Origin of the sequence: Streptomyces sp. NPDC017940, assembly GCF_044328435.1 — a bacterium.
Classification (GTDB): domain Bacteria; phylum Actinomycetota; class Actinomycetes; order Streptomycetales; family Streptomycetaceae; genus Streptomyces.
Window position 1 is genome coordinate 343797 of the sequence record NZ_JBIRHJ010000006.1, and the last position, 24636, is coordinate 368432.

Below are 24636 nucleotides of genomic sequence, written 5' to 3' on the forward strand. Positions count from 1 at the left end.
ACCACGAGCTGAACAGGTCCGGTGGCGTGTGACCGATCGCTTGGTTGGTCAAGTCCACGGATGGGATAGGCAATGCGCATTCTCTGTCGTAAGGCGCGGTACGTGTGGCGCACGCCAAAGCTGCGGCGGCGGTTGGCTGGACTCGTTGTGCGGTGGATAGCTGGTGCCGCCCTGAGGACGCTGGCGGGCCTTTTGTGGGGGTGGTGGTCCAGCCAGTGAGACCTTGCGGCCGGGTTGGCAGTCGCCATCAGAGATGGCACGGATGGGGGCTGATCCAGCCTCGGCCCGGGTGTCCGCCGAGTCGCTGCGAGGAAGGCTGCTGATATAGGACTCAGGCGCCGTCGTAGACCCACTCCCGTCCGGTCTGCCGGTACTCCTCAACGGGGATCGGCTCGACGCCGGTGCGCATGCGGGCGGTGTAGAGGAAGCCGGCGAGATGGTCGATCTCGTGGTGGATCAAGCGGGCGAGGCCGCGTTCGTACATGTTGGTCACGGACTCACCCGTCAGGGCTGTGGTCTCCACCGTGATCTTCAGAGGGCGGGGTACGAGGCCGCGTACATCGAAGAAGCTGAGGCAGCCTTCGTACTGCTCGTCCATTTCGCCGGAGCGGTCGGTGATCCGCGGGTTGAGCAGGATGATGGCGGGTGCGCCGTCGGGCGGCTGGACGACGGCCGCGGTGCGGCCGATGCCGATCTGTGGGGCGGCGATGCCCATGCCCTTGGCGAAGGGGTGGACCTGGCCGATTCGTTCCATGGCGGCGAAGAGTTCGTCGGTGATGCGCTCGGCTTCGTCGCGCTCGTCGGGCAGGTCGAAGGGGCGGGCCGGTTCAGTGAGGATGCCGGCGCCGTGCTGGACGACGCCGAGGTCGCGCATTCGCTGGCTGGGCCGCACGTCAATCACCTGAACTCCTCTTGATCCGTGTCGCGTTCGGGCTGGGCCCGGAATCGCCACTCAAGACGGTACCGAGCGTGCAGGGCGGGTGTGGTCGTGATCCATGTGAATTGCCGTAGCTCGCCGTCGTCGCTGCGGACGGGAGGGGTTCGGAGCGGGGAGGCTTCGGCGGTCATGGAGGTCTCGGTGCCCCACACGACGGGGTCGAGGGCGGCGGGGAAGGCGAGTTGGACTTCCAGTCGCTCGGTGGGCAGGCGGACGGCTCGCTGGAACCAGTGGCCCCACTTGTCATCGCCGACGGTGTAGGCGTATTCGATCCACACGGACTCGTCGGGGTAGAGCGGGAAGCGACCGTGTTCGTTGTCGAACAGCAGCCAGACCTCTTTGAAGGCGTCGCGGTCGTGCTTGGCCTCCCAGCGCATCGTCTCGCCCCGGCAGGTGGCCGTCAGCGCGAGTTCGTTCCAGGCCAACGGGTGTGCTCTGTAATGGATGTTGGATCGCTCGGGGTCGCCGGGGTAGCGGTCGACGGAGATCCGGATCAGGTAGCGGGTGATCGGCTCGTCGCCGGTGTTCCGCAGGCGTCGGCGCATGGTGAGCCGGTAGTTGCTGCCGTCGTACTGGAGGCGGGCGGCGTCGTGCTCGACGACGAGGGCGGAGCCGGTCGCGTACGGCTGCTCGGGGCGGCGCTGAGCAGGCGGTGATGCCGCTGGCCGGCGGGTACGGGCCTTGGCCTGCTCGTAGTCGCACCACCGCCGCCAGATCGCCTTTCCTGCGTTCAGCGCCTCGTCGGCGAGCCGTGAGAACTCCTCGCTGGGCTTGTGGCGGCCGGACTCCACATGGCTGACGTAGGACGGGTCGAACCCCATGGCCAGGGCTAACGCTCGCTTGGACATGCCGCGTACTTCCCGCCAGCGGGCCACCTCGGCCGCGTAGTTCTCGGCCGCCTGCTCGACGGTGATCTCCTCGCTGTGCGCGTCCATTGAAGCCCCGCCCCGCGTCCTCGTTGGTGAGCATGAATGAACCGTGAGTGATCCAAGTTCATCATCCCGTCACGGCTCGCGTCGCCGTTTTCCTTCCCTCACCGGCCCGGACCGACCCTCCGGGCGGATGAGGGAGGCGAAGCGCCATGCGCGTGCTGTACCTGCTGAACATCTCCAACCCCGACCGGCTGTCCGCGGATTCGGGGTGGATCTTCGCGGACTTGCTGGCCCCGGCCCTGGCGGATGCCGGGGCGGAGGTGACCATCGCGGCCCCGGCTGCGGCCGGGGATGCCCGCTGCGGTTTCCGTCAAACGAAGGTGCCGGGGACGAAGTACCGGGCCCGCTTCTCTGCGGACATCGACGAGCTGGTGGCACTGATCCGGGCCGAAGAGCCGGATGTGGTGGTGGCCAACCAAATCGAGGAGGCTCCTGCTATCCGTGCGGCTCTGCTGGAGGCCGGGTCGGATGCGCTGCTGGCCGGGTACTGCCACTACCTGCCGTTCTCCTTCGCCGATGGCGGCCAGCTCCTGCTCGACCCGTCCTTGAACGATGTGGGGCTCGGTCGACCGGTGCTGCTGGCGTTCGCCGCCGGCCTGGCCGCCTGCGACCGGGTGATGGCGCACTCCTCCACGGCTGCTTCCTGGATCACGGCCGCAGCTGCCCGCATGACCGTGGACCTTGGAGAGAGACTGCGGGTGGTGCCCGCTCCGCGCGATGAGCGCCTGGTCCGCGACCCTGCCGCCTCCCGGCCTGCCGCTGGCGCGGGCGGGGCGATCGGCGTCTACAACCACCGGCTGTACGCGCACTACGGCACCGGCCAGTTCGTGGACCTGGCCCGCGAACTGGTGGCCTCCGGCGCGGTGCGGCTGCGGGTCATGGACCTGTTCGGCCAGCGCCGGGCCGAACGGCAGGGACTGGACGGCAGCCCTGAGGAGATGCGCGACCGGCTCGCCGCCCTGCCACATGTGCAGATCGTCTCCGACCGAGGTGACCGCGTCCGCTACAAGAATCTGCTGGCCTGCGCCCGCTTCGGCATCGCCCCGTTCCGGCCCGGCTGCCCCTGGTCGATGAGCGTGATCGACTGTCAGGGCATGGGCCTGCCGGTCATCTCGCCCCGGCTGGGCTGGCTCACCGAGCACATCGACCCCGAGCTGTGCTTCACCACCTCGGCCGAGGCCGTTGCGCTGGCCGAACGCCTTGCCGCCGACGACGAATTCCACGCTCTGCATGCCAAGCGGGCGCACGCCAGCACCGCCGACTTCACCCCTGCCCTGGTGGCCGCCCACTACCTGGAGGCGATCTCGTGACCGAGTTCGTCGCGGTGTTCCTCTCCTACGACGAGCCGATGGCCAACTCCCTCCACGCTCGCCTGCAGCGGACCCTCGGCGGCACGGTCAAGCGCCTGCACGGGGTGCACGGGATGCGCCGGGCCTACCGGCTGTGCGCCGAGGTCGTCGACCGAGAGCAGTTCTTCCTCGCTGATGGCGACTTCGCCATCGACACCGACTTCGACCCCGCCGCTGTCGAACCGTTGAGGGAGGGCGTATCCATGCGGGTGTGGCGGGCGGTCAACCCCATCAGCGGTCTCTCGTACGGCTACGGCGGGCTGAAGCTGATCCGCCGCAGTGCCCTGCGCGAGATGGGCGAGGCCGTGGACGTGCTCGCCGCCCTCCCGGGCCGCATCGAGTTCGACCAACAGGCCGCGGGTATCACGCGGTTCAACCAGAGCCCCTTCCATGCCTGGAAGGCAGGCTTTCGGGAGTGCGCGATGCTCGCCCGCGGCAGCGAGTACGGCATGGGTGACGATGATGCTCGTCAGCGGGTGGAGGCATGGACGACGAGCCACAGCGGTGAGTTCGCCGCTTACGCCGCCGCCGGTGCCCATGAGGGAGTCGCCTTCGCCCGCGAGGCCGCCCACGATACGAAGCGGTTCGACCACCTCAACGACCCTGCCTGGCTGCGGGAGAGGTTCACCGCCGCCCACGGGGACCAGGCGGTGTCCGGATGACCGGCTGCCCGCTCGTGCTCATCGAGCCGTACGCGCACCGCTCGGGCGGGCACCACCAGCGCACGCTGGTGGCCCTTGCCCGGTCCCGGCCCGGCAGCCTGGTCATTGCCCCGCACGGGGTTGCCCGAGACACGGTCACGGCCCTGCGCGAAGCCGACGCCCGGCTGGCGACCGCACCGGCCGGGTGCCGGGCGGGCGTCCTGCTGGTCGCCGCGCGGCTGGCTGCCCGGCTGTCTGCGGCCGGGCAACGTCTGTTCCGTTCGCCCCGCTGGCCCGGCCGCCTGCGGCGCCTACCGCACCAGGTCACCCTCATCGCCCGCTGTCTGGTCGAGGCAGCCGCACTGCGGTGTGCCCGCCGTCTGGAGCCCGCTGCTGAGACGGTGGTGATCCTGACCGCGAGCGAGGCCCTGCACGGGGCCGCCGCCCTTCTCGGTGGCCATCCGCACCTGCGGTTCGTCCACGAAGCCGTCACCACCGAAGACGCCACGGTGCGGCTGCTCGGCAGACTCGCCCGCCGCGGCGAGAAGCGGGTGATCGCCCTCTACCCGACCCAGGCCGTGGGCGATCAGTTCGCCACAGCCTTCCCCGACCTGCCCGCGGTGGTGCGGGCCTTCGCGGTCGACGATGGCCGCCGCCTCACCGATGCCGAATGCGACGGCGGTCGGGCCGCCTTCGGCATCCCCGCAGCTGAAGCCGTGGTGTGCCTGGTGGGCGGCTGGTGGCCGTACAAGGACATCACCACCATCGACGCCGCCCTGTCCCGGCTGAAGGAGCCGCTGCACCTCGTGGTCACGGGCGCCCCGCTCGACGACGCCGTGCTGGAGCGGTGGCGATCCCTGCACGATCTCCATCTGCATGTCGTGCCGGGCCCCGTCGCGGAGAGCATTCTGCGGCTGGTATACGGCGCCTCCGACGCCGCCCTGGTGGCCCGGCATCCCGGTGTAGCCAAGGAATCCGGGCTCGTGATGGACGCTGTCCGCCTCGGCGTCCCTCTCGCCGTCTCCGACCATGATCCCGAGCTGACCGCCCGCCTGCACGGCCTGCCCTGGGCACTGACCTTCCCCGCCGGCGACCCGGACGGCCTCGCTGACGCCCTGCACACCGTGGTCCGACAGCCGCCCGAACACCCCGGTCCGGAGGCGCCCCGCCTGCTGGGGATGCCGTCGGCCGCCGAGCAGGCCGACTTCCTCACCCGCACCTTCGCCTGCCTGCGTACGAAGGAGCCACGATGCTGACCACACCCCCAGCCCTGATCGCGGTCATCGGACCCGTCGAACCTTCGCTCCTGGCCGCCTGGGTCTGCCACTACCGGCGGCTGGGCATCGAACGATTCCTGATCGCTTTCCACTTCCCTGAGCACGTCCCCGACCAGCAGCGGCACGAACTCCAGGCCGCCAGCCGTGAGCTGGGCATCACCCCCTCCGGTACCAGCGCCGGCCCGTGGCACGAGCACACCAACACCCAGCTCAGAGAAGCTTTGCGGCACCGGGCCGGGCCTGGCTGGCACTTGCTCGCGGACGTCGACGAGTTCCAGCAGTACCCCGCCCCACTGGGCGAGGTGATTGCTCAAGCCGACAAGTCCGGGCACCGCGTGGTTGGTGGGCTGATGCTCGACCGCGTCACCTCGAGCGGGCGTCTGACCGGCTGGCAGCCCCAAGGCGGACTGGACCTGGCCTATCCCCTGGGTGGCTATCTCACCCACCGGCTTCTGCACGGCGACCCCAGGAAGATCGTCCTCGCTTGCCACGACGTCACGGTGGCTTCCGGCAATCACCGGGCGCCCGGCCACAAGCCGGATGCGGACCGCATCTGCGCGGTGCACCACTTCAAGTGGCGCTCGGGTGTCCTCGATGACCTCCGCCGCCGCATCCAGCACTTCTCCTCCGGTACCTGGCAAGAGCAGACCCCGGCCGTACGCGAGGAGGCCAGCCGCCTCCTGACGCACGTCGGCCAGCACGGCGGCGTGATCAACATCAGCGACCCACGGTTCGCCTTCCGCCGGGTGAGCCTGGACAGGATGCCCTTCGGCTGGCCCGCCGAGGCGTGTGGCGTCTTCACCACTTGGCGCCCGCACATGCAGAGCGGCCAGGTTCGGAGACAATGACCGCGCTCGCGCACGCCCGTCGCGGAAGGGATGACCACATGCCCCTCGCCGTTCTCCTGGCCGGTCTGACCGGCTCCGGTAAGACCACCGTCGCCCAGGCCCTGGCCGACCACGGTTTCACCCGGCTGTCCGTCGACGAGGAGGTCCACCGTCTCCATGGTCGCTACGGCGTGGACTATCCCGAACACACCTACTTCGAGCGCGAACGGCCCGTCGTCGAGGAGATCCGGCAGCGGTTCATCAAGGAGATCGAGGCCGGGAACGACGTCGTCCTGGACCACGGGCTGTGGCGCCGCGCCGAGCGCGATGCCTGGCGACAGGCCGCCCGCGAAGCGGGCGGCCATCCTGTGGTCGTTTATCTCCCCGCCGACCGCGACGAGCTGCTGCGACGCCTGGCCGAGCGCAACCAGCGCGCGGACGCCAACGCCCTCACCGTCACCTCTGAAGCCCTCGATGACTTCTTCGCCCGCTTTGACCCACCAGCCGATGACGAAGAGGTAGTCGTCCATCGTGGAGACCTGAGTGCGCTGGTCGCTGCCCTATCCGCAGGCCGCCATACCTGAGCATGGCACCGCGTGACCACGACCCAGCGCCGCCGTGCTTGTAGTGACTGCTCCGGCGCGCTCGGTTGTCGCCGCATTGGGCATCGACACGCCCTGCGCGCTGGCAGTTGGGTTCGGGCTTATGACGGCGGACGAGTGGCAACGACGGCGGTTCGATTCGTTCTTCCCCCAGGCTTCGGTCCGCCCTCGGCCGAAGCCTGACGGACCTGTGCCCCCTGGTGCTGGTCCGACCCCGCCCTTTCGGAGCGGGGTCGGCGGAAGCTACGCTTCCGCCCCAACTTGCTGCTGTTCGTCGGCCCAGGCCGAACCATCCCCGGCGGCGGGGCGGTGTCACGTGCGTCGCATGCGTCGCGTGCCTGGTCAGCACAGGTACGGACTTCCGGGCAGGTACGGAGAAGTGCGTCCCGGTGAGAGGGTCCGTCCCCGCGCTGACCTGCGCGGGGACGGACGCGACGCAGGGCTACGGGCTACGCCCTGGTGGGATCAGAGAGTGCGCTTGGGCCCGGCGAGGCCGCCGGGCGGGCCGATGGGAAGCGATCCCGACGGAGCCGCGGGCGGTCTGGCCTGGGCCGGGCAGGCAGGCGCAGCACCGGGTGCGGGCTCGCGTGTCGCCTCGGTGAGGTCGGGGCAGTTGCGTGCCCAGGCATCCAGGAACCGGTTGAGCATGTACGCCTTGGCCTGCCTGCCCTTTTCGAACCGGTAGTTGGCCGAGCCGATGTTGAAGTCCCGCAGCAGGTTGCCCAGGTGGTAGGCGTTCAGTCCCTTGGTGCCGTACTCCGCCCACGGGGCGTCGGCGTCCTGGATCAGGGCGGCGACCAGGTCCTGAGTGGACAGGGCCTCGGGGTTCTGGTTCTCAGCGAAGATGCGGTGGATGTCGCGCAGCAGCCGTGTCTTCAGGCTGCTCTGCTCGTCCTGGACCGCCTCGTGCCGGGTCATGGCCACACACGCGGCGCGGGCGCGGGCGGGCCAGTGGCCGCCGGCCAGGTCGGCGATGATGACCAAAGGTTCCCAGGTGTCCGCCGCCCGGTCCTCCACCGGCATGCCCGGAATCAAGCGGTCTGCCTCGCTGCGCAGCGGGCCCAGCCAGGCGGCCAGCTTGTCGCGCAGTACGTTGAGTTCCGGCACTGAATCCCGCAAGCGGAACGAAGCGACCTTCTCGCCTGTCTTGCGCTTCTGCATCCGCAGCACGACCGCCCGGTCCATGATCGTGTGGGGCAGGTCGCCGATCCCCGCGAGCGCGGCCATGGCGAAGGTCGGGTACGGGGTCGGTTTGTGCTCGGGGCCGGAGATGCGCCAGGCGGGCCGGTTGCGCTGATGGCCCGCATTCAGCAGGCCGCGCAGGTCCTCCTTGTCCCCTGCTTTAGGGCCGAAGATGGTGTCGGCCTCGTCCACCAGCAGGGTGGGCGGGTTCTTGCCGATGACGCGGTAGACGACCGCCGTGGAGATGTTCACGGTCATCATCGGCTGGTGCACGGTCTCGTGGAGCACGTCCAGGACGCGGGACTTGCCGCAGCCCTTCGTCGGGCTCACTATCGCCAGACGCGGCGCGTGCTGCAGAGCGGTCTGGATGTGCGTGGCCGCCACCCACAGGGTGACCGCGGTCAGCGCCTCCTCGCTGGGCAGCAACACGTACTTGCCAACCGCTGCCCGCAACTCATCCAGCAGCACAGCCCCGTCACCGGAAGTCGGCTCCGCACGGTCCGTCGGACCGGACGGCTCTCCCGGGCCGGTCCGCGGGCCTTGGTCCGGTCCGCCCAGCTGGTCCGGTGACGGGACACTGGTCCGCTCAGCGGCAGGGATACCGACCCCGTTCCGGTCGTGCGGACCAGCATCCGGGGCTTGGTCCGCACCGTCGTGGACCACCGGACCAGTGGGAGTGGACCGCTGCATGTCGCGCGGACCATCCTGGTCCGCAGTGCCCGGCCCGGTCCGCGCGCCGCTGACCTGCGTCTTCTCCACAGGTGTGGATATCCGGTCCGGCGACGGGATTGCGGTCGGCGTGGCTTCGGCCACCCGGGCCGTGACCGCCGCACGGTGCGGACCAGCCTGCGGACCAGAGCCATCCGGCGCGTGTGGTCCGGCGGACCGGCCGTCGTCGTGGTCCGCATCACGCGGACTAAACCCTTGGCCGGGCACCGCGACCGGCGGCCAGGCCACCTTGGGCTCGGTCCCCTTGGCGGAGGAGGCAGGGGATGTGTTCGAAGTACGCGAGGACGTAGAGTTCTCCATAGACGTTCCTCTCCGGTGAGAGGCAGGACGGGCAAGGTCCCGCCGCTCACAAGCTCGTTCGTTCAGGGATGGGCAATCTGTTGGGGAATCTGGGGCCCTCGGCGTTGGCGCGCCGGGGGCTTCGTCATGAGTGCGCCGGTCAGGCGGTGAGGTCGTACGAGGTCTGGGCGTCCAGCCACGCGTCCACCTCCTGCCAGCGGTAGCGCAGGTGGCGGCCGACCTTGTGGACGTTCGGGCCGGTGCCCCGGTACTTCCACTGGTACAGCGTCTTCACGGGCACACCGAGGTAGCTCGCGACGTCGGCGGGGGTGGCGAGCCGACCGCGCTCGGCGGCAGCACGGTGCGGGGTGTGGTTGGGCAAAGAGACCTCCTGGTCGAGTTCCGAGATGTGGCGTGGGCAACATAGCCACGCCTTTGGAGATCCATCCAGCAGCATTCTGGGGAATTCCCGCGGCAGCCCCAAACGGTCAGGGGCGGGGATGGGTTCCAAAACCATAGGGCACGATCCCCGGTTGCCGAAATCATTCCGGAATTCGAGGTAAATCTGTCCGGTTCTCCCCGGATCGTCTCGGCCCCATGTGGCGCGCCATTCGAGGCTAAGGTGCGAGGTCAGCTCCTCCAGGGGGACGTGCGCTGCGAGCCTCACAGGCACCGCAGCGCGGCACCGTAGCACGGACATCCGGCTTCGCCGAACCGCCCGCGAGACACTCTCAGTAGGCGGCGCCAACAAGTTTTACCGACCTCTTGAGTAAACCCTTGCCACGGCCGTGCATTTCGAGTTACAGCTATCTGTCATGGCAACCCGACCCGTAGAAATAGGCCCCGCTGGTATTCAAACTGCGCGCAATATCGAGCGCCTGCGCATGCTGCGCGGACTTTCCCAGCGCCGCCTCGCCGAGCGCTGCACCGCCCTTGGACGCCCCTTGTCCAACATTGCCCTCAGTCGCACCGAACGTGCCCACCGCCGCTGCGACGTCGACGACCTCGTCACCATCGCCACCGCCCTCGGCGTCTCACCCATCGCTCTGCTCCAGCCGCTCTCCCCACCGGTTCCTGCGCATGTGTGGCTCAGCTCCGTCCGGCAGGAGGGCTGATGGCGCGAGTCTGGATCGAGGACCGCAACGGGCACGCGGCGTACACGCGGGCGGTGGCAGCAGCCAAGAAGGCTGGCCGCACCCCGCCCGGCCGCTATCGCGTGCGCTGGTACGGCCCTGACGGCAAGCCGAAGATGAAGACCCTGGCTCGCAAAATCGACGCGGAGGCTGAGCGGACGAGGGTGGAGTCCCGCCTGTCCGACGGCACGTACCGCGATCCGGCAGCCTCGCGCGTGAAGTTCGTGGAGGTGGCGGAGTCCTGGTTGGCTGCCCAGGTCCACCTCAAACGCTCAACTCGCAACCGCTACCGAGGCGTTCTCGACGTCCATGTGATCCCCAAGTGGGGCACCACCTCGCTGGACCGCATCCACTACGAGGATGTCGCCGAGTGGCTGGCGGACATGCTGTCCGGCGAGACGGCGGGCGGCAGGAAGCTCAGCGCGCGCTCGGTGCGCAAGGCGTACGTCGTGCTCAGCCGCGTACTCGGCTTCGCGGTCAAGTCCCGACGCCTCGCCTTCAACCCAGCCGCCGGCGTCCCCCTGCCGAAGGCGGCACCGGCTGACCATGTCTACCTGGACGACATGCAGGCCGAGGCGCTCGCCGAGGCGGCGGGCGCGTATCGCGTCTTCATCCTGCTGCTGGCCTACACGGGTTTGCGCTGGGGCGAGGCGTCCGCGCTGAAGGTAGGCCGGGTCGACCTCGACGCCTGCCGCGCACACATCGTCGAGGCGTACGTCGAGGACAACGGCAAGCTCTACCTCGACTCACCCAAGAACCACGAGCGCCGGTCGGTACCGATCCCGCGGTTCCTCGCCGAGGAGCTGAAGCCGCACGTCGAGGAGCGTGGCGACGAGAAGCTGCTGTTCACCGCACCGCAGGGCGGACCGCTGCGCGCCCGGAACTTCCGACAGCGGTTCTTCGCCCCGGCGGTTACCAAGGCGGGCCTCGGCCACCTCAAGCTCACCCCGCACAAACTGCGCCACACGGCGGCCTCGCTCGCCATCGCCAGCGGAGCGGACGTCAACGTCGTTCAGAGCATGCTCGGCCACAAGTCGGCGACGCTGACGCTGGACACGTACGGCCATCTCTTCCCCGACCGTCTCGACGAGGTCTCGAAGAAGATGCACAAGCGACGGGCGAAGCAACTCGCCAAGGCGAAGGGCAAGTTGCAAAAGGCGGAGAAGAAGGCTCGCAAGGCCGCAGACACGGTGGCCGCCCTGGAGGGCGTTGCGGTGTGATGTGTGCCTGATCCGTGCCGAGACCAGCCAGATGCTGCCGGTCAGCCGACGGGGCGGCACCTGACGGCAGGGTGCCGCTCAGCTGTTCCGCGGGGCCCGGTTCAGGTACGGCCGCATGAAGGCATCCATTGCCTCGGCAGCGTCGCGCATCGCCAGACGGCTGATCTCCTCGGGGACCTCGCGGTCGTCGTAGACGAAGAGGCGTCCGTCCACGAGCTGGGTCTTCGGCTGCCAGTCGAGGCGACGGCCTGCCTCGCGAGCGGCACGCCGTACGTCCTTGAGTTCGCCCATCTCTTCAAGGTCATCGCTGCCTAGGACCAGCTGTCCGTGGTAGCCCTGGTAGCCGGGCTTCAGCGAAGCCTTCATCAGAGTCTCCAGGTGGTCGACCAGGTTGGCGTAGCGGCGCTTGGCCAGTTCGTCCTTAGCGGGCATCGCGGTACAGCTCCCCACCCTCGGCGCACATCTCATGTGTGCTGAATCCGTGCCGGAAGCCAGAGGCCCTGTCGCCCCAGTGGGCGACAGGGCCTCTGACCTGCTGCTTAAGCGTGCCCCCGGCAGGATTCGAACCTGCGACACCCGCTTTAGGAGAGCGGTGCTCTATCCCCTGAGCTACGAAGGCGAAGGCGTGACCAAGGACAGCGTAGCGGATGTGTGCCGGTGGGCCTCGTCGGTGTGGGGTGGGGGGAGCGGTGGGGGCCTGGGGCGGGTGGGTGGACGGGCCCGGGTGGGTGGGGTCAGCCGCCGTCCACGTAGGCGCGGGCGGCGACCATGACGTCTCTGAAGCGGCCGTCGGCGATCACGGTGAGGGGGGCCTCGTCCTGGAGCTGGGGGTTCATTCCGATCATCCAGGCCCGTGCGGTGTAGAGGCTCTCGGCGTCCTGGATGAGTTGGAAGACCTGGAGGGCCGCCCGGAGCCGCTCTTCCGCCTCCTGGCGGGGCGCCGAGGTGCCGGAAGCCCATTTGCCGACCTGCCGGGCATCGTTGATGTTGGTGATCCTGGCGGTCAGGCGCTGGCCGAGGTTTTCCTGGAGGAAGCGGGCGATGTCCTCGATGGACATGCGGACCGTGGCGACGTGGGCCCGCTCGGCGCTGGCTGCGCTCTTGGTGGGGGCAGGGCTTTCGGCTGCGGTGGTCATGGCTCTTCCTCCCTCGTGCTCCGACTGCGTGCGCGCCGGGCTCCGGTGGCCTCTGGGTCTTGTGTCGGGCGGCGGGTGCGCGGGTGCACAGACACACCGGACCGGTGTACGGGTGTGGGATCGGGCGCGGGTGGCTCCGGCTGCCGCACGTCCTGGCGGGTGCGGATGCGGGTCTTGCGCCGCCGACTGGGTGACGCTTCTGAAGGGGTGATCCGTGGGGAAGCGTGACCTCTACGGACCCTGGTGGCGCGGAGCGCCTGTGGTCAGGGGTGTGGCGTGCCCGGCGCGGGGCCTCTCTGCGTGATCGCGGGCGAGGCGAAAGCGGCTGTCCGTGAGGGTGGGCTGCACACGATCATTGGTCCTCCTCCATAGCCAGTACATGAAGGCTACCCGGAAACCCCCCTCAACTCCACCACTTTTGCGCTGTCCAGCGTGGGGTGATTTCGCGTCAAGGTTCCTGCGCCGAAACCCTCTTGGGGGTTTCCGTGGCTGCTGGGCTGGGCGTTTACTCGGTTTAGGGGTGCGCGGAAGCGGGGCGCGCGTCAGGCGGCGTGTCAGCGGATCGTCAGGCCGTACTCGTCGGCGACTCTCAGGAGGTCCGCCGCCTCCGGCCAGATCGGCTGGCGCTCCACCTCCTTGAGGGGCACATCGGTGAAGATGGCCCAGCACTGCCGCATCCCGAAGCGGGAGCTGTAGGCGATGCCGTGGATCAGCCGCTCCTGGTGCCGGTTCCGCTGGGATATCGCCCACGCGGAGATCTGGCGCGTCACCCTGCGGTCCGCGCCCTGGACGTGGTCGAGGGTCAGTTCGGTGATCCCGAACTGCGCCAGCTCCTCCTTGAGTTCCCTCGAAAGGACCCGCAGGGTCTGTTCGTCGTCCACGTCGAGGAACCGCGCCTCCGCGGCGGGCTGTAATCGCACCAGCGTGTGCCGTGTACGCCAGTCCTGGGGGAGTTGGCCGGGCGACATGAAGTAGGGGTCGTCCCAGTCGGTGCCGATCAAGGCGCGCAGCTCCGGGTCCACGCGGAACGGAGCCAGCGCCTCCGCGAAGCATCCGTCCAGGTCGGACGCGCAGTACAGCGTGCCGTAGCTCGGCATGCTCCAGCGGTTGCCGCCCGTGCGGCTGTCGTCCTCGCGGCTGATCTGGCTGTACTTGAGCGGATCCTTGGCCTTGCCCAGGCGCCAGACCCCGCGCTCCGGTGCCGGTACGAGTCCTGCCTCCAACGGCGCGCCCTCACTCACGGGCCGCTCCTCACTCGGGTAGGGCTTGCTGGTGTCGGCGAACGATCATTCTCTGTCGCCGGGAGTGCGAGGGCAGCGATCCTGCCGTTTTCCCTGGGGGGCGCACAAAGGAATTCAGGGGGCGCACGCATCCTGGTCAGCTGATGGCAGATCATTCAAGTCGAGGCTGAGCACGGCGACTCCGGCCTGCCCGGCCAGGGCGACGGCGACCCCGCCGCCGGGCGTGCCCCGGGGGTCCACGGAGAGGGTGTGCACGGGGCTTCCCGTGGCCAGCCGCAGCACACAGCGCGATGTCGCCGCGTCCCAGAAACGGACCGTGCCGTCCCGGGACGCGCTGGCGACGTAGGGCCGGGGAGCCTCCGCGCGAGCCGTCCAGGTGGCGATCGCCTCGATCGCATCCGTGTGCCCTACGAGGGGCTCGGCGAGAGCCGTGCGGGTGGTCAGGTCCCACAGGCGCACCGTGCCGTCATCTCCCCCGGTGGCCAGGAACGGGGGCAGCAGGGTGCGGTGCGGGTTGATGGCGACGGCGTTGATGATTCCCTGGCGGCAGCGGAAGACGTGGCTGGGGGCGGTGGCCCGACCGGGCGCGGTGGCCTCCGGCTGCCACCGGTGTCCCCGCTCCTCGTTCGACTCCCACAGGCGCACCCTTCCGTCCATCCCGCCGGAGGCGAACCAGTCGGTGCCGGACCCGTCCGACGCCGCGGCCACCGTACGTACGGAGTAGGGGTGGGGCCACCGCTGGAGTTGCCGCCCGCCGTCCAGCTCCCACAGCCGGACGGTGAAGTCGTCGGCGCTGACGGCCAGCCGGCGTCCGTCGGCGGCCACGGTCGCGGCAAGGGCGCGCACGGGCTGTGCGTGCCCTTCCAGGCGGATGCCGGCGGCGCGGCCGTGCAGCCGGTCCCAGGACCGGATGCTGTGATCGGGCGCCGTGTGGAGGAGTACGTGCCGGTCCTCCTCCTCCGGCAACCACGCGAGGGCGGCCGGAGGGTGCGGTGGGCCGTCGGCGGAGGAGCGGGTGGTGGTGACGGTGCTGGTGATCTCGCCGCTGGTCAGGTCCCTGAGCTGGATGCGCGCTGAGGCGTCGCTGACGGCCAGCTGCGGGGAGCCGGAGAGGTCCGAGGTGAGCACCGCGGCCGTCGCGGCGGGGGCCGCGGCGGTGTCCCGGAGGGCACGGCGGACGGTGTCCGCGTCCCACAGCCGGACGGTGTGGTCACGGGACGTGGAGGCGAGGAGGTGATCGGTTCCCACGGTTTCCACGGTTCGTACGGTTCCCTGGGGCCGCCCCTGGGTCTCCTCGCTCCCTCGGCTCCCGTGAGGGGGAGTTCCGTGGAAGGGGGCGGAGCAGAGCGCCGTCACGGCATCCGTGTGTCCGGTGAGCCGCGCCACCGGCGCCACCGGCACGCCCGTGCTGCCGCTGTCTCCGGAGTCGCCCGCGCCGCTGGAGTCCCTGGAGTCGCCCGCGCCGCTGGAGTCCCTGGAGTCGCCCGCGCCGCCGGAGTCCCTGGAGTCGCCCGCGCCGCCGGAGCCCCCGGACCCGCCCGAGCCCCCGGACCCGCCCGCACCGCCAGGACCGCCAGCCCCGCCCGCACCGCCAGAGCCACCGTCCCCGCACGCGACCCCGCCGACGTCCCACAGATCGATCCCCGCCCCCGGCCCCGCCGCCGCCAACAAGTCCACACCGTCCACCCGCACCCCCACCAACGCGGTGACCGGCTCCCCCGCCCCCCGCAACACCCCCCGTGACCCCGTCGCCACGTCCCACAGTGTCAGGGAACCGTCACCGTGCCCGGTGGCGACCAGCCCCGGCACCGTGGTGCGGGCCAGGGACCTGACGGGGGCGCCGACGTCGACCGGGTACTCGTACAGCAGCCGGAGATCCGCGATGTCCCAGACCCGTACCGTGCCACCGGCGCCGACGAGCAACGGGCGGCCGTCGGCGGCGGCGGCGACGGTCAGGGCGAACGCGGCCCGTTCCGACGGGTGCGGGGTCAGGTCGGCCGTGCGCTCCGCCGCGCCCTCGCGCCACAGCCGCACCGCCCCGGTCCCGGCGACCGCGGCCACCACCAACGACCCCGCCCCGTCCCGGCACCCGGCGACAGCGGCGACCCAGGTCCGCCCTGCGAAGGCCGTCCGGCCGAGCAGCGCCCCCCGGAGCGTCTCGCGGATCCGTACGGTGCCGTCCGCGCTGCCGGAGACGAGTGCCCCGCCACCGGTGGCGTCCGGTACGAAGTCCAGGCACCGCACGTCGCCGTCGTGGGCGAGGACCCGGTCCCCGACGGGCGCGCCCGACACCGCGTCGACGAACTCGACGGAGCCCGACGCGCCGCCCACCGCCAGCAGCGCCGCACCGCCGGGTCCCGCCGCCGGGGCCAGCGCGAGACCCGGCCGCCCGAGGGTGGCGAGGACGTTGGCCGGTGGCTCCCACCGCGACCACAGCACCGAGATGCGGGACCCCGCGAAAGCCGCAGCCGGAGGAAGCAGACGGTGCGGACGGCCGGGGAACCGCATGGCGGTACGCGCCAGGTGCAGGCTCGAGCACCGGGAGGCGAGGTCCGCACCCTGTACGTAGGGTTCGACGGCCGCCCACGCCGTGAGCCACGACCGGCCGGCGCCGGGGACGAGCGGTAGGCCGAGCAGGCCCCGTACGCCGTCGCCGGTGAGCCACGGCAGCAGGGGCGGCGGTACGTGACGGTCGTCCAACGCCCCGCCGATCGCCGCGTGGTGGGCCAGGTACCGGCGCAAGTAGGGGTGCGGCACGGTCACCGTGTCGTTCTTGACCAGGCCCGCCAGGGCGGCGGCGACGCGCTCACCCGTCACGGGCGCGGCGCCCGGCTCGGGCGCCCACCGCCGCAGCATGCCCGCGAGCTGCTCGTGCGCGGGCCGGTACACGACGTGGTCGTCCTCGACGTCGTGCGCGAGGTACCCGGCGAGGCGGCCCTCCAGGAGGCGCCGGATCTTGTCGTCGGCGTGCTCGATGCGGGCGCCGAGGAGTTCCGAGGCCACCGTCGGCCACACCTGCGCCCAGGGGATCCCCCGGCCGAGGCCGTAGGCGGTGGCGCGCAGCAGCGCGAGCGCCTCCGCCCTGTGCAGGCCGTCGTCGGCGACCTGGTCGAGGTCCTGTTCGAACAGGCCGACCGTGCCCTTGTCGAGCCCCGCGAGCCAGCGCGAGTCGCCGAGCAGCTCCATCCCGTCGCCGCGCCGCAGTTGTTCCGCCGCCAGTCGCGCGTCGAGGAAGGAGCGGCCCACGTGCCGCGCGACGCACTCCGCCGCCGAGGGGACCGCGGCCGGGTCGTCGTTGCCCCAGGGCACCCCGGACAGGAGCGCGGCCACATACGCGGCGATGTCCGCTTGCACGCCCTCGCTGTCCGTACGCAGCACGTGCGCGCCGGGGAAGACGCTCAGCAGCTCCTGCAAGAGACCGTACGGACCGTGCACGCCGTGCAGGCCGTACAGCCCCGGCAGCCCGCCGGAAACGCCCGCCCCCGGAGTGCCCGGGCTCGTGCTGCGCACGCCGAGCAGGAGACGCAGCCCGCGCCCCGGCCCCCCGGCACCGGCGTGGACCGCGAGCGGCACCAGCACATCGCGGACGCACGCCACCGGATCGGGTGATTCGTCGAGACCGTCGACGACCACGGTGACCACGTCGGTGGGGCACGTCGTGAAGAAGGCGCGCAGCGACTCCTGCCACTGGCGCAGAGCGTCCGTCCCCGGTCGGGTACGGTCCCGCGCACAGCCGAGCCGGGTGCCGACGGCGGCCATGAGGTCCAGCGGTCCGCGGTTGCGGGCGGACACCGCGACATGGATGGAACCCTCGCCGGGAACACTGTCGGGCGGCGCCTTGCGCACCGCGTCGGCGTAGCGCGGCGACGCCCTGAACGCCGGGTCGCTGAGGGTCACCGCACGGGCCAGGACGGCGGACTTCCCGCTGGCCGCGGTGCCGGTCACCACGAGGACTCCCGGCGGGCCCGCGACGAAGTCCGCGAGGTCGCGGTTGATCTCCTTGCGTCCGGAGAAGTACCAGCCGGGATCGTCGCTGCTCGCGCGTCCGCTGGCGCGGTCCAGCCAGTACTCCAGCTCCTCCGGTGTGGCCGCGACCTCCGCACGGGCGCCCGTGACCACCTTCGGCCGCGGCCGGTAGCCGGGGTTGGGCAGGGCGGGGGACGGTTCCCCGAGCCTGGCGAGCAGGACAGGCCGGGGGCCGGGGAGCGCGAGGTCACGTTCCGCGTTGAGCCGCTCGGTCGCCTGTTCCAGGGCCTGGACGAACTCGGAGATCGTCAGCTGCGGCCGGGTGATGCCCGCCGCGTCCCGCAGCCAGTCGAAGGCCATGCGCAGCACCGCGGCGAACTCCCGGCCGAGCACCGGGGAACGGGTCGCCGTCGTCGCCACCACGTTCACCGAACGCCTGGCACCGGGTGTGTCGACCAGTTCGCGTACGAGGGCCTTCAGCTCCGCGTCGATGCCCTCGGCCTCACAGGCGTTCACGATCACGAGTACGTGGCGGGCGCGCGAGTCGATCGCGGCCACGACGACGTCGTTGGTGGGCAGACCGGTCGCGAGGAGCCGGTCGGTGTCGGTGTCCGGCAGGATCAGGAAGTGCCTGAGGGATCGGCCGACGGTGCCGTGCGAGGTGATGTACACGACCAGGGCCTCGTCCTCCGGGGCCTGCCGGATTCCGGAGGTGTGCAGGAAGCGCTCCACGTCGTTGCGCTCTTCCGGCGCGCGCAGCACGGTCTGCACGAAGCCCTGGCCCGGCGCGGGACCGGTCGGCCACCACGCGGTCACGGCCGAGAGCTGTTCCTCGACGGCCTTGGCGAACTCGGGGTCCCCGTCCTCCACCGCCACGACGACCAGCGAACCGGCGGCCACCGCCGGGGGCGCCGCGTACGCGAACTCCGCCCGTGGACACTCGACTTCCGTCCCGGGGACGCGCTCCGCCTGCATGTTCCCTATTGTTCACAGCCATGAATCCCCACGAGCCAGAAAGCGACAAACTTGCCACCGGCACATCGGCACCGGCACCCTCGCCCACACCCCCACCCGCACCGGTGGTGACCGCCGACATCACGCAGGACGCCGTCGTCGTCGTCCCGGGCATCATGGGCAGCGAGCTGTACGACACCGTCACCGGGAAGACCGTATGGGGCCTGTCGGGGGTGTCATGGCTCCTCAAGGCGTGGACCCGGCCCCGGGGCCTGGAGCCGCTGCGCCTGACGCCGGAGGAACTGGAGGGCAGGACCGGCCGGATCAAGGCCACGCAACTGATGCGGCATTCGTACTGGACGCCCTACTTACAGGGGTTCGAGCCCTACACCGCCCTGCTCGACGTCGTACGGAGCTGCGTGGCCCACGAGGCCGCCGTCCTGGAGTTCGCCTACGACTGGCGCCTGCCCGTCACCGCCAACGGCCGCCTCCTGGCCGAAGCCGCCCGCCGCCACCTCGTCGGCTGGCAGGGACATCCCGCACACGACGAGGCCCGCCGCCACCGAGTCGACGAACGCCCGGCACGGCTGGTCTTCGTCGCGCACTCCATGGGAGGGCTCGTCACCCGGGCGGCCCTCGATGCCTCGTACGACAGCGACCTCTTCGACGACACCCGTGCGGTCCTCACCCTCGGTACGCCCTTCCACGGCGCGGTGAAGGCGGCGGCGATCCTCAACAGCGGCCGCGGCACCCCGGTCCCGCTGCCGCACCGGCAGCTGCGGTCCGTCTCCGCCACCATGCCGGGCCTGCACGACCTGCTGCCGCAGTACGCCTGCCTCATCGAGGGCGACGACGTCCGCCGCCTCACCCCCGGCGACGTGGCCGGAATCGGCGGCGACGAGGAACTGGCCCGGGCGGCGGCGGACTTCCAGGGCAAGCAGATCCACATGACGCTGCCGGGGCACTGGACCGTGGCCGGCACCAACCAGGCCACCCCGCAGAGCCTCACCGTCAAGGACGGCGTGGTCCACCCGCGTCAGTACGGGGCCCGCCGGCACAGCAGCGGCGCCTTCATCCGCGACGCGCGCGGCGCGCTGCGGTTCTACGACGTCAAGGGCGACGGCACCGTCCACAAGGACTCCGCCGCCGTGGGCCCCGCCGTCACACCGCTCCCGCTCCAGCACGGAGCCGTGGCCTTCGACCGCGTCGCGCTCAAGGCCGTGGCCGAGGTGCTGCGCGGCGACGACCACCTCGGCCCGCCCCAGGGCGCCCCCGGCTGCGGCCTCGACGTGCCCGACCTGGTGACGGCGGGAGAGCCGTGGACCCTCGCGCTCACCGACGTGGACTCCCTGTCCGGCCTCAAGTGCGAGATCGCCGACGCCGAAGGCCGCGACCCGCGCCCCCTCAGACCGATGTGGGGCGACGGGACCGTCGTGGCCCGCGCCACGGTGAGCGCGCCGGGCTTGTACCGCGTCACCGTGCGCACCATCGACGGCCACACCGTCAGCCAGCTGGTCCTCGCGGGTGAACCCGGGACGGAGCAGGAAACCGAGTGACGCGTGGCGGCTGAGGCGTCATGGACGCCGACGGCCGCCTTGCTGGACGATGACGGAGGATCGCCCGCCTGTCAGCAGTTCCTGTTGAGTGCTGAGTGCTGAGTGCTGAGTGCTGAGTGTGAGGGGTCTCGCTGTGTCCGCAACGACCCGCACGACCGGCCCTCGTCCAGCGGCGCCCGCCTCCGCCTCCGCCTTCAGGGAAGCCGATCGGCGGGGTGCGGGCCCAGTTCTCCGATCCGCTGAACATCGCGCTCGGGCTGCCCGACTGCAACGCCCTCATCGGGAGGGCGCCGGACGTGCCCAACTTCCTTTACGCCACCGGTTTCTCCGGGCACGGGTTCCTCCAGGCCCCGGTCGTCGGGGAAGTCGTGGGCGACCTGTACCTGGAACGCGAACGCTTCGTCGACGTCCCACCCCTGAGCGCCGACCGTTTCGCCGACGGCGCCGTCCCCGGCGGCCGTCCCGAGGCCCACGTGGTGTAGGAGGCACACCCATGACCGGACGTCCGGCCGGGCGGCACCCGGCGAACCGGCTCGCGCCCTGGCAGCTCCGCGCCGCCTTCGCCGTCCGGCTCTCCGCCATGTACGGGCGCGAGGTCCCCGCGTACGACACCCTCGTCGAGGTGACGCGCGAAGTGAACGAGGACGTGCTGCGCGAACGCGGCGGCGACGCGGAGCGGCTCGGGACGATCGCGCGGGTCACCGCCGAGCGGCACGGCGCGGTGAGGGTCGGCACCCCGGCGGAGCTGGAGCAGGCCGGGCGGGTCTTCGGGGCCCTCGGGATGCGGCCCGTCGGCTTCTACGACCTGCGGGAGGCCGCCGCGAGCGCCGTGCCCGTCGTGTCCACCGCCTTCCGCCCCGTCGACGGCGACGAGCTGGCCCGCAACCCCTTCCGCGTGTTCACCTCCCTGCTCACCCCCGCCGACCCCCGCTTCTTCGACCCCGACCTGCGCAGACGCCTGGAGCGGTTCCTCGCGGGGCGGGAGCTGTTCCCGCCCGAGCTGCTCGCCCTCGCCGACCGCGCCGAGGCCGAGCAGGGTTTGGCGGAGGACGACGCCGAACGGTTCCTGCGCCTTGCCGTGGGTGCCTTCGAGCTGTCGGCCGAACCCGTCGACAAGGCCTGGTACGAGACGCTGGAACGGGTGTCGGCCGTGGCCGCCGACATCGGCGGCGTGCGCAGCACCCACATCAACCATCTGACGCCCCGCGTCCTCGACATCGACGAGCTGTACCGGCGGATGACCGAACGCGGCATCGCGATGATCGACACCGTCCAGGGCCCGCCGCGGGGGGTCGGCCCGGACGTGCTGCTCCGGCAGACCTCGTTCCGCGCACTCGACGAGCCGCGCGCCCTGCGCCTCCCTGACGGGACCGTGACCGAGGGGACGCTGCGGGTGCGGTTCGGGGAGGTGGAGGCGCGCGGGATCGCCCTCACGCGGCGGGGGCGGGCCCGCTATGACGAGCTGCTGGACCTGGCGGAGGGGGCGGTGGCCGCGGCGCGTGCCGCGGCCGGGACCCGTGGCTCCGGCGCATCCCGTGACGCGGCCGGAACCCGTGGCTCCCGCGCACCCCGTGACGCAGCCGGAACCCGTGGCTCCGCCACGCCCCGCGACCCCGCCACGCCCCGTGACCTCGCCGCACCCCGTCCCGTCGCCGCACATCATGACGCCACCGCGACCGCACCCCATGACGCCACCGCGACCGCGCCCCGTGCCGCCGCGACCCGCGCCGACCTCCTCCGCTCCCTCTGGCCCACCCGCTTCCCCGGCACCGAGCAGGCCCTCGCGGAACGCGGCCTCGCCCACTTCACGTACCACGCCGTCGCCGACCGGGCCCGCGACGGCCGCACCCCGCCCCCGGACCTGCCCGGCCTGCTCCGCGAGGGCTGGGTGCGTGCCGAACCGATCGTGTACGAGGACTTCCTGCCGCGGTCCGCCGCCGGGATCTTCCAGTCGAACCTGGACGGATCCGGCACTCGCCAGGAGGGCGAGGAAGGCGTCGCGTACGACAGCGACTGGTTGTCCGGCGCCGTCGGCCGCGATGTGCTCGACCCCTTCGCCCTGTACGAGGAGCAGCAGGCCCGTTCCCTGGCGCGGGCCGCACACGAGCTGCGCCTGGAACGCCCGATTCCGCCTCCGTCGTCCGCGTGAGCGCTCCGGCGCCCGCCCGCGGAAGCCTGCACCACGACAGCGTGGACGGACCCGCGGAACCCCCGTCGACCCCGAGGAGCCCTCATGCCACTCGCGCCCTCCGCCCTCCCCACCACCGACGAACTGCGCGCCCGTGCCCGCGGGGCCCTGGACCGCGTCGGCGTGGACCGCGTCGGCGTGGACGTCGGCGGCACGCTCGCGCGGGGCGGTGACGCGGGACAGGTGTGCCACGCCCGGACCCCGATCACCGGCGAGCACCTCTTCCCCGTGCCCGCCACCACCGCGGCCACCGCGGACCGTGCTGTCGCCGACGCGCACCGGGCCTTCCGCGCCTGGCGCTCCACCCCGGCACCGGTCCGCGGCGAACTCGTACGCCGTCTCGGCGAGTTGCTGCGCGAGCACCAGAGCGACCTCGCGGACCTCGTCACCGTCGAAGCGGGCAAGATCCGCTCCGAGGCGCTCGGCGAGGTCAGGGAGATGATCGACATCTGCGACTTCGCGGTCGGTCTCTCCCGGCAGCTGTACGGGCGGACCATCGCGTCCGAGCGGCCAGGGCACCGGCTCACCGAGACCTGGCACCCGCTGGGCGTCGTCGGTGTCATCTCCGCCTTCAACTTCCCCTGCGCCGTGTGGTCCTGGAACACCGCCGTGGCCCTGGTCTGCGGTGACACCGTGGTCTGGAAGCCGTCCGAGCTGACCCCGCTGATCTCCCTGGCCTGCGCGCACCTGCTGGCCCGTGCCGCCGCGGACACCGGCGCGCCCGACGGCGTGCACCGGCTGCTCATCGGGCCCGGGTCCGTCGGGGAACTGCTCGTCGACGACCCCCGGGTCGCGCTCGTCAGCGCCACCGGGTCCACCCGCATGGGGCGCGAGGTCGGGCCGCGCGTCGCCGCCCGCTTCGGGCGGTCCCTGCTCGAACTCGGCGGCAACAACGCCGCGGTCGTCGCGCCCTCCGCCGACCTGGACCTCGCCGTGCGCGGGATCGTGTTCGCGGCGGCGGGCACGGCGGGGCAGCGGTGCACGACGCTGCGCCGCCTCATCGCACACCGCGACATCGCGGACACCCTCGTCGCCCGGCTGGCCGCCGCGTACGCGAAGCTGCCCGTGGGCGACCCCTTCGACGAGGCGACGCTCGTCGGGCCGCTGATCTCCGTCACCGCGCTCGACCGCATGCGGCAGGCCGTCGCCCGCGATCGGGCCGAGGGCGGCAAGGTCCTCGCGGGCGGTGACCGCCGCTTCGCGGACCTGGCCCCTGGCGCCGCGTACGTCGAGCCAGTCCTCGTCCGCGTCGGCGCGCAGACCGAGGTCGTACGCGAGGAGACCTTCGCGCCGATCCTGTACGTCCTGACGTACGACACGTTCGAGGAGGCCATCGCCCTGCACAACGACGTGCCGCAGGGCCTGTCCTCCAGCGTCTTCACCCGCGACCAGGGCGAGGCCGAGCTGTTCCTGTCCGCCGACGGCTCCGACTGCGGCATCGCGAACGTCAACATCGGTACGTCGGGCGCGGAGGTCGGCGGGGCCTTCGGCGGCGAGAAGGAGACCGGGGGTGGCCGGGAGTCGGGCTCGGACGCGTGGCGTGCGTATATGCGGTCCGCGACGAACACCGTGAACTACTCGGGGCGGTTGTCGCTGGCGCAGAATGTCAGTTTTTTGTGACCGGGGGTCGGGGGGCTTGCGCCGCCTGCGGGGTGCCCGGATTCCGCTGACCGGTGGCTATGCCGTGTACCGTCGCCCGGACACCGGGGCCGTGCGGCGGGGGTGGCCCGTCAGGTCCCGGGTGTACGTGATCCCGGGGCGGCCGTCGAGTTCGGCCTCGCCGGTGGCGACGAAACCGGCGCGGGCCAGGACCGCCTGGGAGCCGGGGTTGTCCAGCGTCGTCCCGGCGCGCAGCGAGGTCAGTCCGTACTCGGTGGCCGCCAGCAGGCACACCTTCTGCACGGCGGACGTGGCGAGCCCCTGCCGGGCCGCCTTCTGCGCGATGCGGTACCCGAGCTCGGCCGAACCCCCGGCCACGTCCACGAGGTTGACCCGGCCGAGGATCTCGCCGTCCCCGCCCGCGAGCACATGGAAATGGCACGCGCCGCTCTCCTGCTCGGCCAGGAGCGCCGCGTGCCGGGCGTCGAACCCGGCGAAGTAGTCGTCACCGCGGTCCGGCACCGACGCGGCGAAGTAGGCGCGGTTCTCGCGTTCGAAGGCGAGCAGGGCCGGAGCGTGGTCCGGGCGCAGGCGCTGGAGTTCGGGCATGGGGCAACGGTACGGCGGAGCGGGGGCGGGGCGGCAGGGCAAACAGCTCGATGACTGCGGGACCCGGCCTTACGGACCCCGCAGCCAGGGCCGCACGCCGTGGCCACCGGCACGCACACCCCTTCCGCCGCCCGCACCCACACCTTGGCGGGTTGCTCATGGGGGCCGCAGCCGGGCGGGGGTCAGCTGGGGCGAGTCGGCCACTCTCGGCAACTCATGGTACGCGATTATGTACTGAGAGTAATCAGCCATATGGAGACTCAAGATCCCACGCCCACT

Annotated in this window: 19 protein-coding genes, 1 tRNA gene and 1 pseudogene; 11 read left to right on the forward strand and 10 right to left on the reverse strand. The window is 71.4% G+C overall.

Features of this window, described 5'->3' with window-relative positions; translation table 11 throughout:
• Positions 1-331 precede the first annotated feature (331 nt).
• Both ACH4DX_RS22545 and ACH4DX_RS22550 read right to left on the reverse strand, forming a co-directional pair.
• Positions 332-901, reverse strand: a complete 570-nt coding sequence (locus ACH4DX_RS22545) for a peptide deformylase (RefSeq protein ID WP_398156415.1) — start codon at positions 899-901, stop codon at positions 332-334.
• Positions 898-1872, reverse strand: a complete 975-nt coding sequence (locus ACH4DX_RS22550; protein ID WP_398156416.1) for a multiprotein-bridging factor 1 family protein — start codon at positions 1870-1872, stop codon at positions 898-900. The genes ACH4DX_RS22545 and ACH4DX_RS22550 overlap by 4 nt, the downstream gene beginning before the upstream one ends.
• A gap of 146 nt (positions 1873-2018) precedes the next feature.
• Between ACH4DX_RS22550 and ACH4DX_RS22555 the strand changes: the two genes are divergently transcribed.
• Genes ACH4DX_RS22555 through ACH4DX_RS22575 form a run of 5 tightly spaced genes read left to right on the forward strand, consistent with a single transcriptional unit; the run spans position 2019 to position 6547 of the window.
• Entirely contained in the window at positions 2019-3179 is a 1161-nt protein-coding gene (locus ACH4DX_RS22555) for a glycosyltransferase (RefSeq protein WP_398156417.1), read from the forward strand.
• Positions 3176-3880, forward strand: a complete 705-nt coding sequence (locus tag ACH4DX_RS22560; protein ID WP_398156418.1) for a hypothetical protein — start codon at positions 3176-3178, stop codon at positions 3878-3880. The genes ACH4DX_RS22555 and ACH4DX_RS22560 overlap by 4 nt, the downstream gene beginning before the upstream one ends.
• Positions 3877-5115, forward strand: coding sequence for a hypothetical protein (locus ACH4DX_RS22565; RefSeq protein WP_398156419.1), 1239 nt, complete (start codon positions 3877-3879; stop codon positions 5113-5115). Before ACH4DX_RS22560 ends, ACH4DX_RS22565 begins: the two co-directional genes overlap by 4 nt.
• Complete coding sequence (locus tag ACH4DX_RS22570; RefSeq protein ID WP_398156420.1) at positions 5109-5984, forward strand: glycosyltransferase family 2 protein; 876 nt, start codon at positions 5109-5111, stop codon at positions 5982-5984. The genes ACH4DX_RS22565 and ACH4DX_RS22570 overlap by 7 nt, the downstream gene beginning before the upstream one ends.
• Complete coding sequence (locus ACH4DX_RS22575; RefSeq protein WP_398156421.1) at positions 5981-6547, forward strand: AAA family ATPase; 567 nt, start codon at positions 5981-5983, stop codon at positions 6545-6547. The genes ACH4DX_RS22570 and ACH4DX_RS22575 overlap by 4 nt, the downstream gene beginning before the upstream one ends.
• 483 nt (positions 6548-7030) lie before the next feature.
• Here ACH4DX_RS22575 and ACH4DX_RS22580 read toward each other — a convergent pair whose 3' ends face one another.
• Positions 7031-8200 carry a DUF3631 domain-containing protein gene (locus ACH4DX_RS22580; protein ID WP_398156592.1) on the reverse strand — a complete coding sequence of 390 codons (1170 nt, stop codon included), beginning with the start codon at positions 8198-8200 and terminating at the stop codon, positions 7031-7033.
• Positions 8201-8915: 715 nt separating this feature from the next.
• Positions 8916-9137: a helix-turn-helix transcriptional regulator gene (locus tag ACH4DX_RS22585; protein WP_384840514.1), complete on the reverse strand. Its 222-nt coding sequence runs from the start codon at positions 9135-9137 to the stop codon at positions 8916-8918.
• Positions 9138-9570: 433 nt separating this feature from the next.
• Here ACH4DX_RS22585 and ACH4DX_RS22590 point away from each other — a divergent pair, with 433 nt between their 5' ends.
• Both ACH4DX_RS22590 and ACH4DX_RS22595 read left to right on the forward strand, forming a co-directional pair.
• Positions 9571-9870 carry a helix-turn-helix domain-containing protein gene (locus ACH4DX_RS22590; RefSeq protein ID WP_398156422.1) on the forward strand — a complete coding sequence of 100 codons (300 nt, stop codon included), beginning with the start codon at positions 9571-9573 and terminating at the stop codon, positions 9868-9870.
• Entirely contained in the window at positions 9870-11108 is a 1239-nt protein-coding gene (locus ACH4DX_RS22595; protein WP_398156423.1) for a tyrosine-type recombinase/integrase, read from the forward strand. The genes ACH4DX_RS22590 and ACH4DX_RS22595 overlap by 1 nt, the downstream gene beginning before the upstream one ends.
• Before the next feature lie 78 nt (positions 11109-11186).
• On the opposite strand, the gene ACH4DX_RS22600 is transcribed toward ACH4DX_RS22595, so the two are convergent.
• From ACH4DX_RS22600 to ACH4DX_RS22620, 5 genes are all read right to left on the reverse strand, one after another.
• Complete coding sequence (locus ACH4DX_RS22600) at positions 11187-11540, reverse strand: hypothetical protein (RefSeq protein WP_398156424.1); 354 nt, start codon at positions 11538-11540, stop codon at positions 11187-11189.
• Positions 11541-11654: 114 nt separating this feature from the next.
• A tRNA-Arg gene (locus ACH4DX_RS22605) sits at positions 11655-11727 on the reverse strand.
• Between the two features lie 115 nt (positions 11728-11842).
• Positions 11843-12244, reverse strand: a complete 402-nt coding sequence (locus ACH4DX_RS22610) for an XRE family transcriptional regulator (protein WP_398121339.1) — start codon at positions 12242-12244, stop codon at positions 11843-11845.
• Between the two features lie 554 nt (positions 12245-12798).
• Positions 12799-13485: an RES family NAD+ phosphorylase gene (locus ACH4DX_RS22615; protein WP_398121341.1), complete on the reverse strand. Its 687-nt coding sequence runs from the start codon at positions 13483-13485 to the stop codon at positions 12799-12801.
• A 114-nt stretch (positions 13486-13599) separates the two neighbouring features.
• Positions 13600-18426 (reverse strand): hypothetical protein, encoded by a 4827-nt coding sequence (locus ACH4DX_RS22620; protein WP_398156425.1) that lies wholly within the window; start codon positions 18424-18426, stop codon positions 13600-13602.
• Positions 18427-18446: 20 nt separating this feature from the next.
• Here ACH4DX_RS22620 and ACH4DX_RS22625 point away from each other — a divergent pair, with 20 nt between their 5' ends.
• From ACH4DX_RS22625 to ACH4DX_RS22640, 4 genes and pseudogenes are all read left to right on the forward strand, one after another.
• Positions 18447-19961 (forward strand): hypothetical protein, encoded by a 1515-nt coding sequence (locus ACH4DX_RS22625; protein WP_398156426.1) that lies wholly within the window; start codon positions 18447-18449, stop codon positions 19959-19961.
• Between the two features lie 260 nt (positions 19962-20221).
• Positions 20222-20443: pseudogene (locus ACH4DX_RS22630) on the forward strand (FAD-dependent oxidoreductase); the annotation flags it as partial.
• 11 nt (positions 20444-20454) lie between these two features.
• Positions 20455-22110, forward strand: coding sequence for a 2-oxoadipate dioxygenase/decarboxylase family protein (locus tag ACH4DX_RS22635; RefSeq protein ID WP_398156427.1), 1656 nt, complete (start codon positions 20455-20457; stop codon positions 22108-22110).
• Positions 22111-22194: 84 nt separating this feature from the next.
• A complete protein-coding gene (locus ACH4DX_RS22640; RefSeq protein ID WP_398156428.1) occupies positions 22195-23769 on the forward strand; it encodes an aldehyde dehydrogenase family protein in 1575 nt (524 codons plus the stop codon).
• Between the two features lie 57 nt (positions 23770-23826).
• Here ACH4DX_RS22640 and ACH4DX_RS22645 read toward each other — a convergent pair whose 3' ends face one another.
• Positions 23827-24357 (reverse strand): GNAT family N-acetyltransferase, encoded by a 531-nt coding sequence (locus ACH4DX_RS22645; RefSeq protein WP_398156429.1) that lies wholly within the window; start codon positions 24355-24357, stop codon positions 23827-23829.
• Positions 24358-24636 lie beyond the last annotated feature (279 nt).

Bases quoted from the DNA above. Each gene is read 5' to 3' on its own strand.
- ACH4DX_RS22550 (WP_398156416.1), bottom strand. From the start codon at position 1,872: ATGGACGCGCACAGCGAGGAGATCACCGTCGAGCAGGCGGCCGAGAAC.
- ACH4DX_RS22555 (WP_398156417.1), top strand. From the start codon at position 2,019: ATGCGCGTGCTGTACCTGCTGAACATCTCCAACCCCGACCGGCTGTCC.
- ACH4DX_RS22565 (WP_398156419.1), top strand. From the start codon at position 3,877: ATGACCGGCTGCCCGCTCGTGCTCATCGAGCCGTACGCGCACCGCTCG.
- ACH4DX_RS22570 (WP_398156420.1), top strand. From the start codon at position 5,109: ATGCTGACCACACCCCCAGCCCTGATCGCGGTCATCGGACCCGTCGAA.
- ACH4DX_RS22575 (WP_398156421.1), top strand. From the start codon at position 5,981: ATGACCGCGCTCGCGCACGCCCGTCGCGGAAGGGATGACCACATGCCC.
- ACH4DX_RS22590 (WP_398156422.1), top strand. From the start codon at position 9,571: ATGGCAACCCGACCCGTAGAAATAGGCCCCGCTGGTATTCAAACTGCG.
- ACH4DX_RS22595 (WP_398156423.1), top strand. From the start codon at position 9,870: ATGGCGCGAGTCTGGATCGAGGACCGCAACGGGCACGCGGCGTACACG.
- ACH4DX_RS22600 (WP_398156424.1), bottom strand. From the start codon at position 11,540: ATGCCCGCTAAGGACGAACTGGCCAAGCGCCGCTACGCCAACCTGGTC.
- ACH4DX_RS22610 (WP_398121339.1), bottom strand. From the start codon at position 12,244: ATGACCACCGCAGCCGAAAGCCCTGCCCCCACCAAGAGCGCAGCCAGC.
- ACH4DX_RS22620 (WP_398156425.1), bottom strand. From the start codon at position 18,426: ATGCAGGCGGAGCGCGTCCCCGGGACGGAAGTCGAGTGTCCACGGGCG.
- ACH4DX_RS22625 (WP_398156426.1), top strand. From the start codon at position 18,447: ATGAATCCCCACGAGCCAGAAAGCGACAAACTTGCCACCGGCACATCG.
- ACH4DX_RS22635 (WP_398156427.1), top strand. From the start codon at position 20,455: ATGACCGGACGTCCGGCCGGGCGGCACCCGGCGAACCGGCTCGCGCCC.
- ACH4DX_RS22640 (WP_398156428.1), top strand. From the start codon at position 22,195: ATGCCACTCGCGCCCTCCGCCCTCCCCACCACCGACGAACTGCGCGCC.
- ACH4DX_RS22645 (WP_398156429.1), bottom strand. From the start codon at position 24,357: ATGCCCGAACTCCAGCGCCTGCGCCCGGACCACGCTCCGGCCCTGCTC.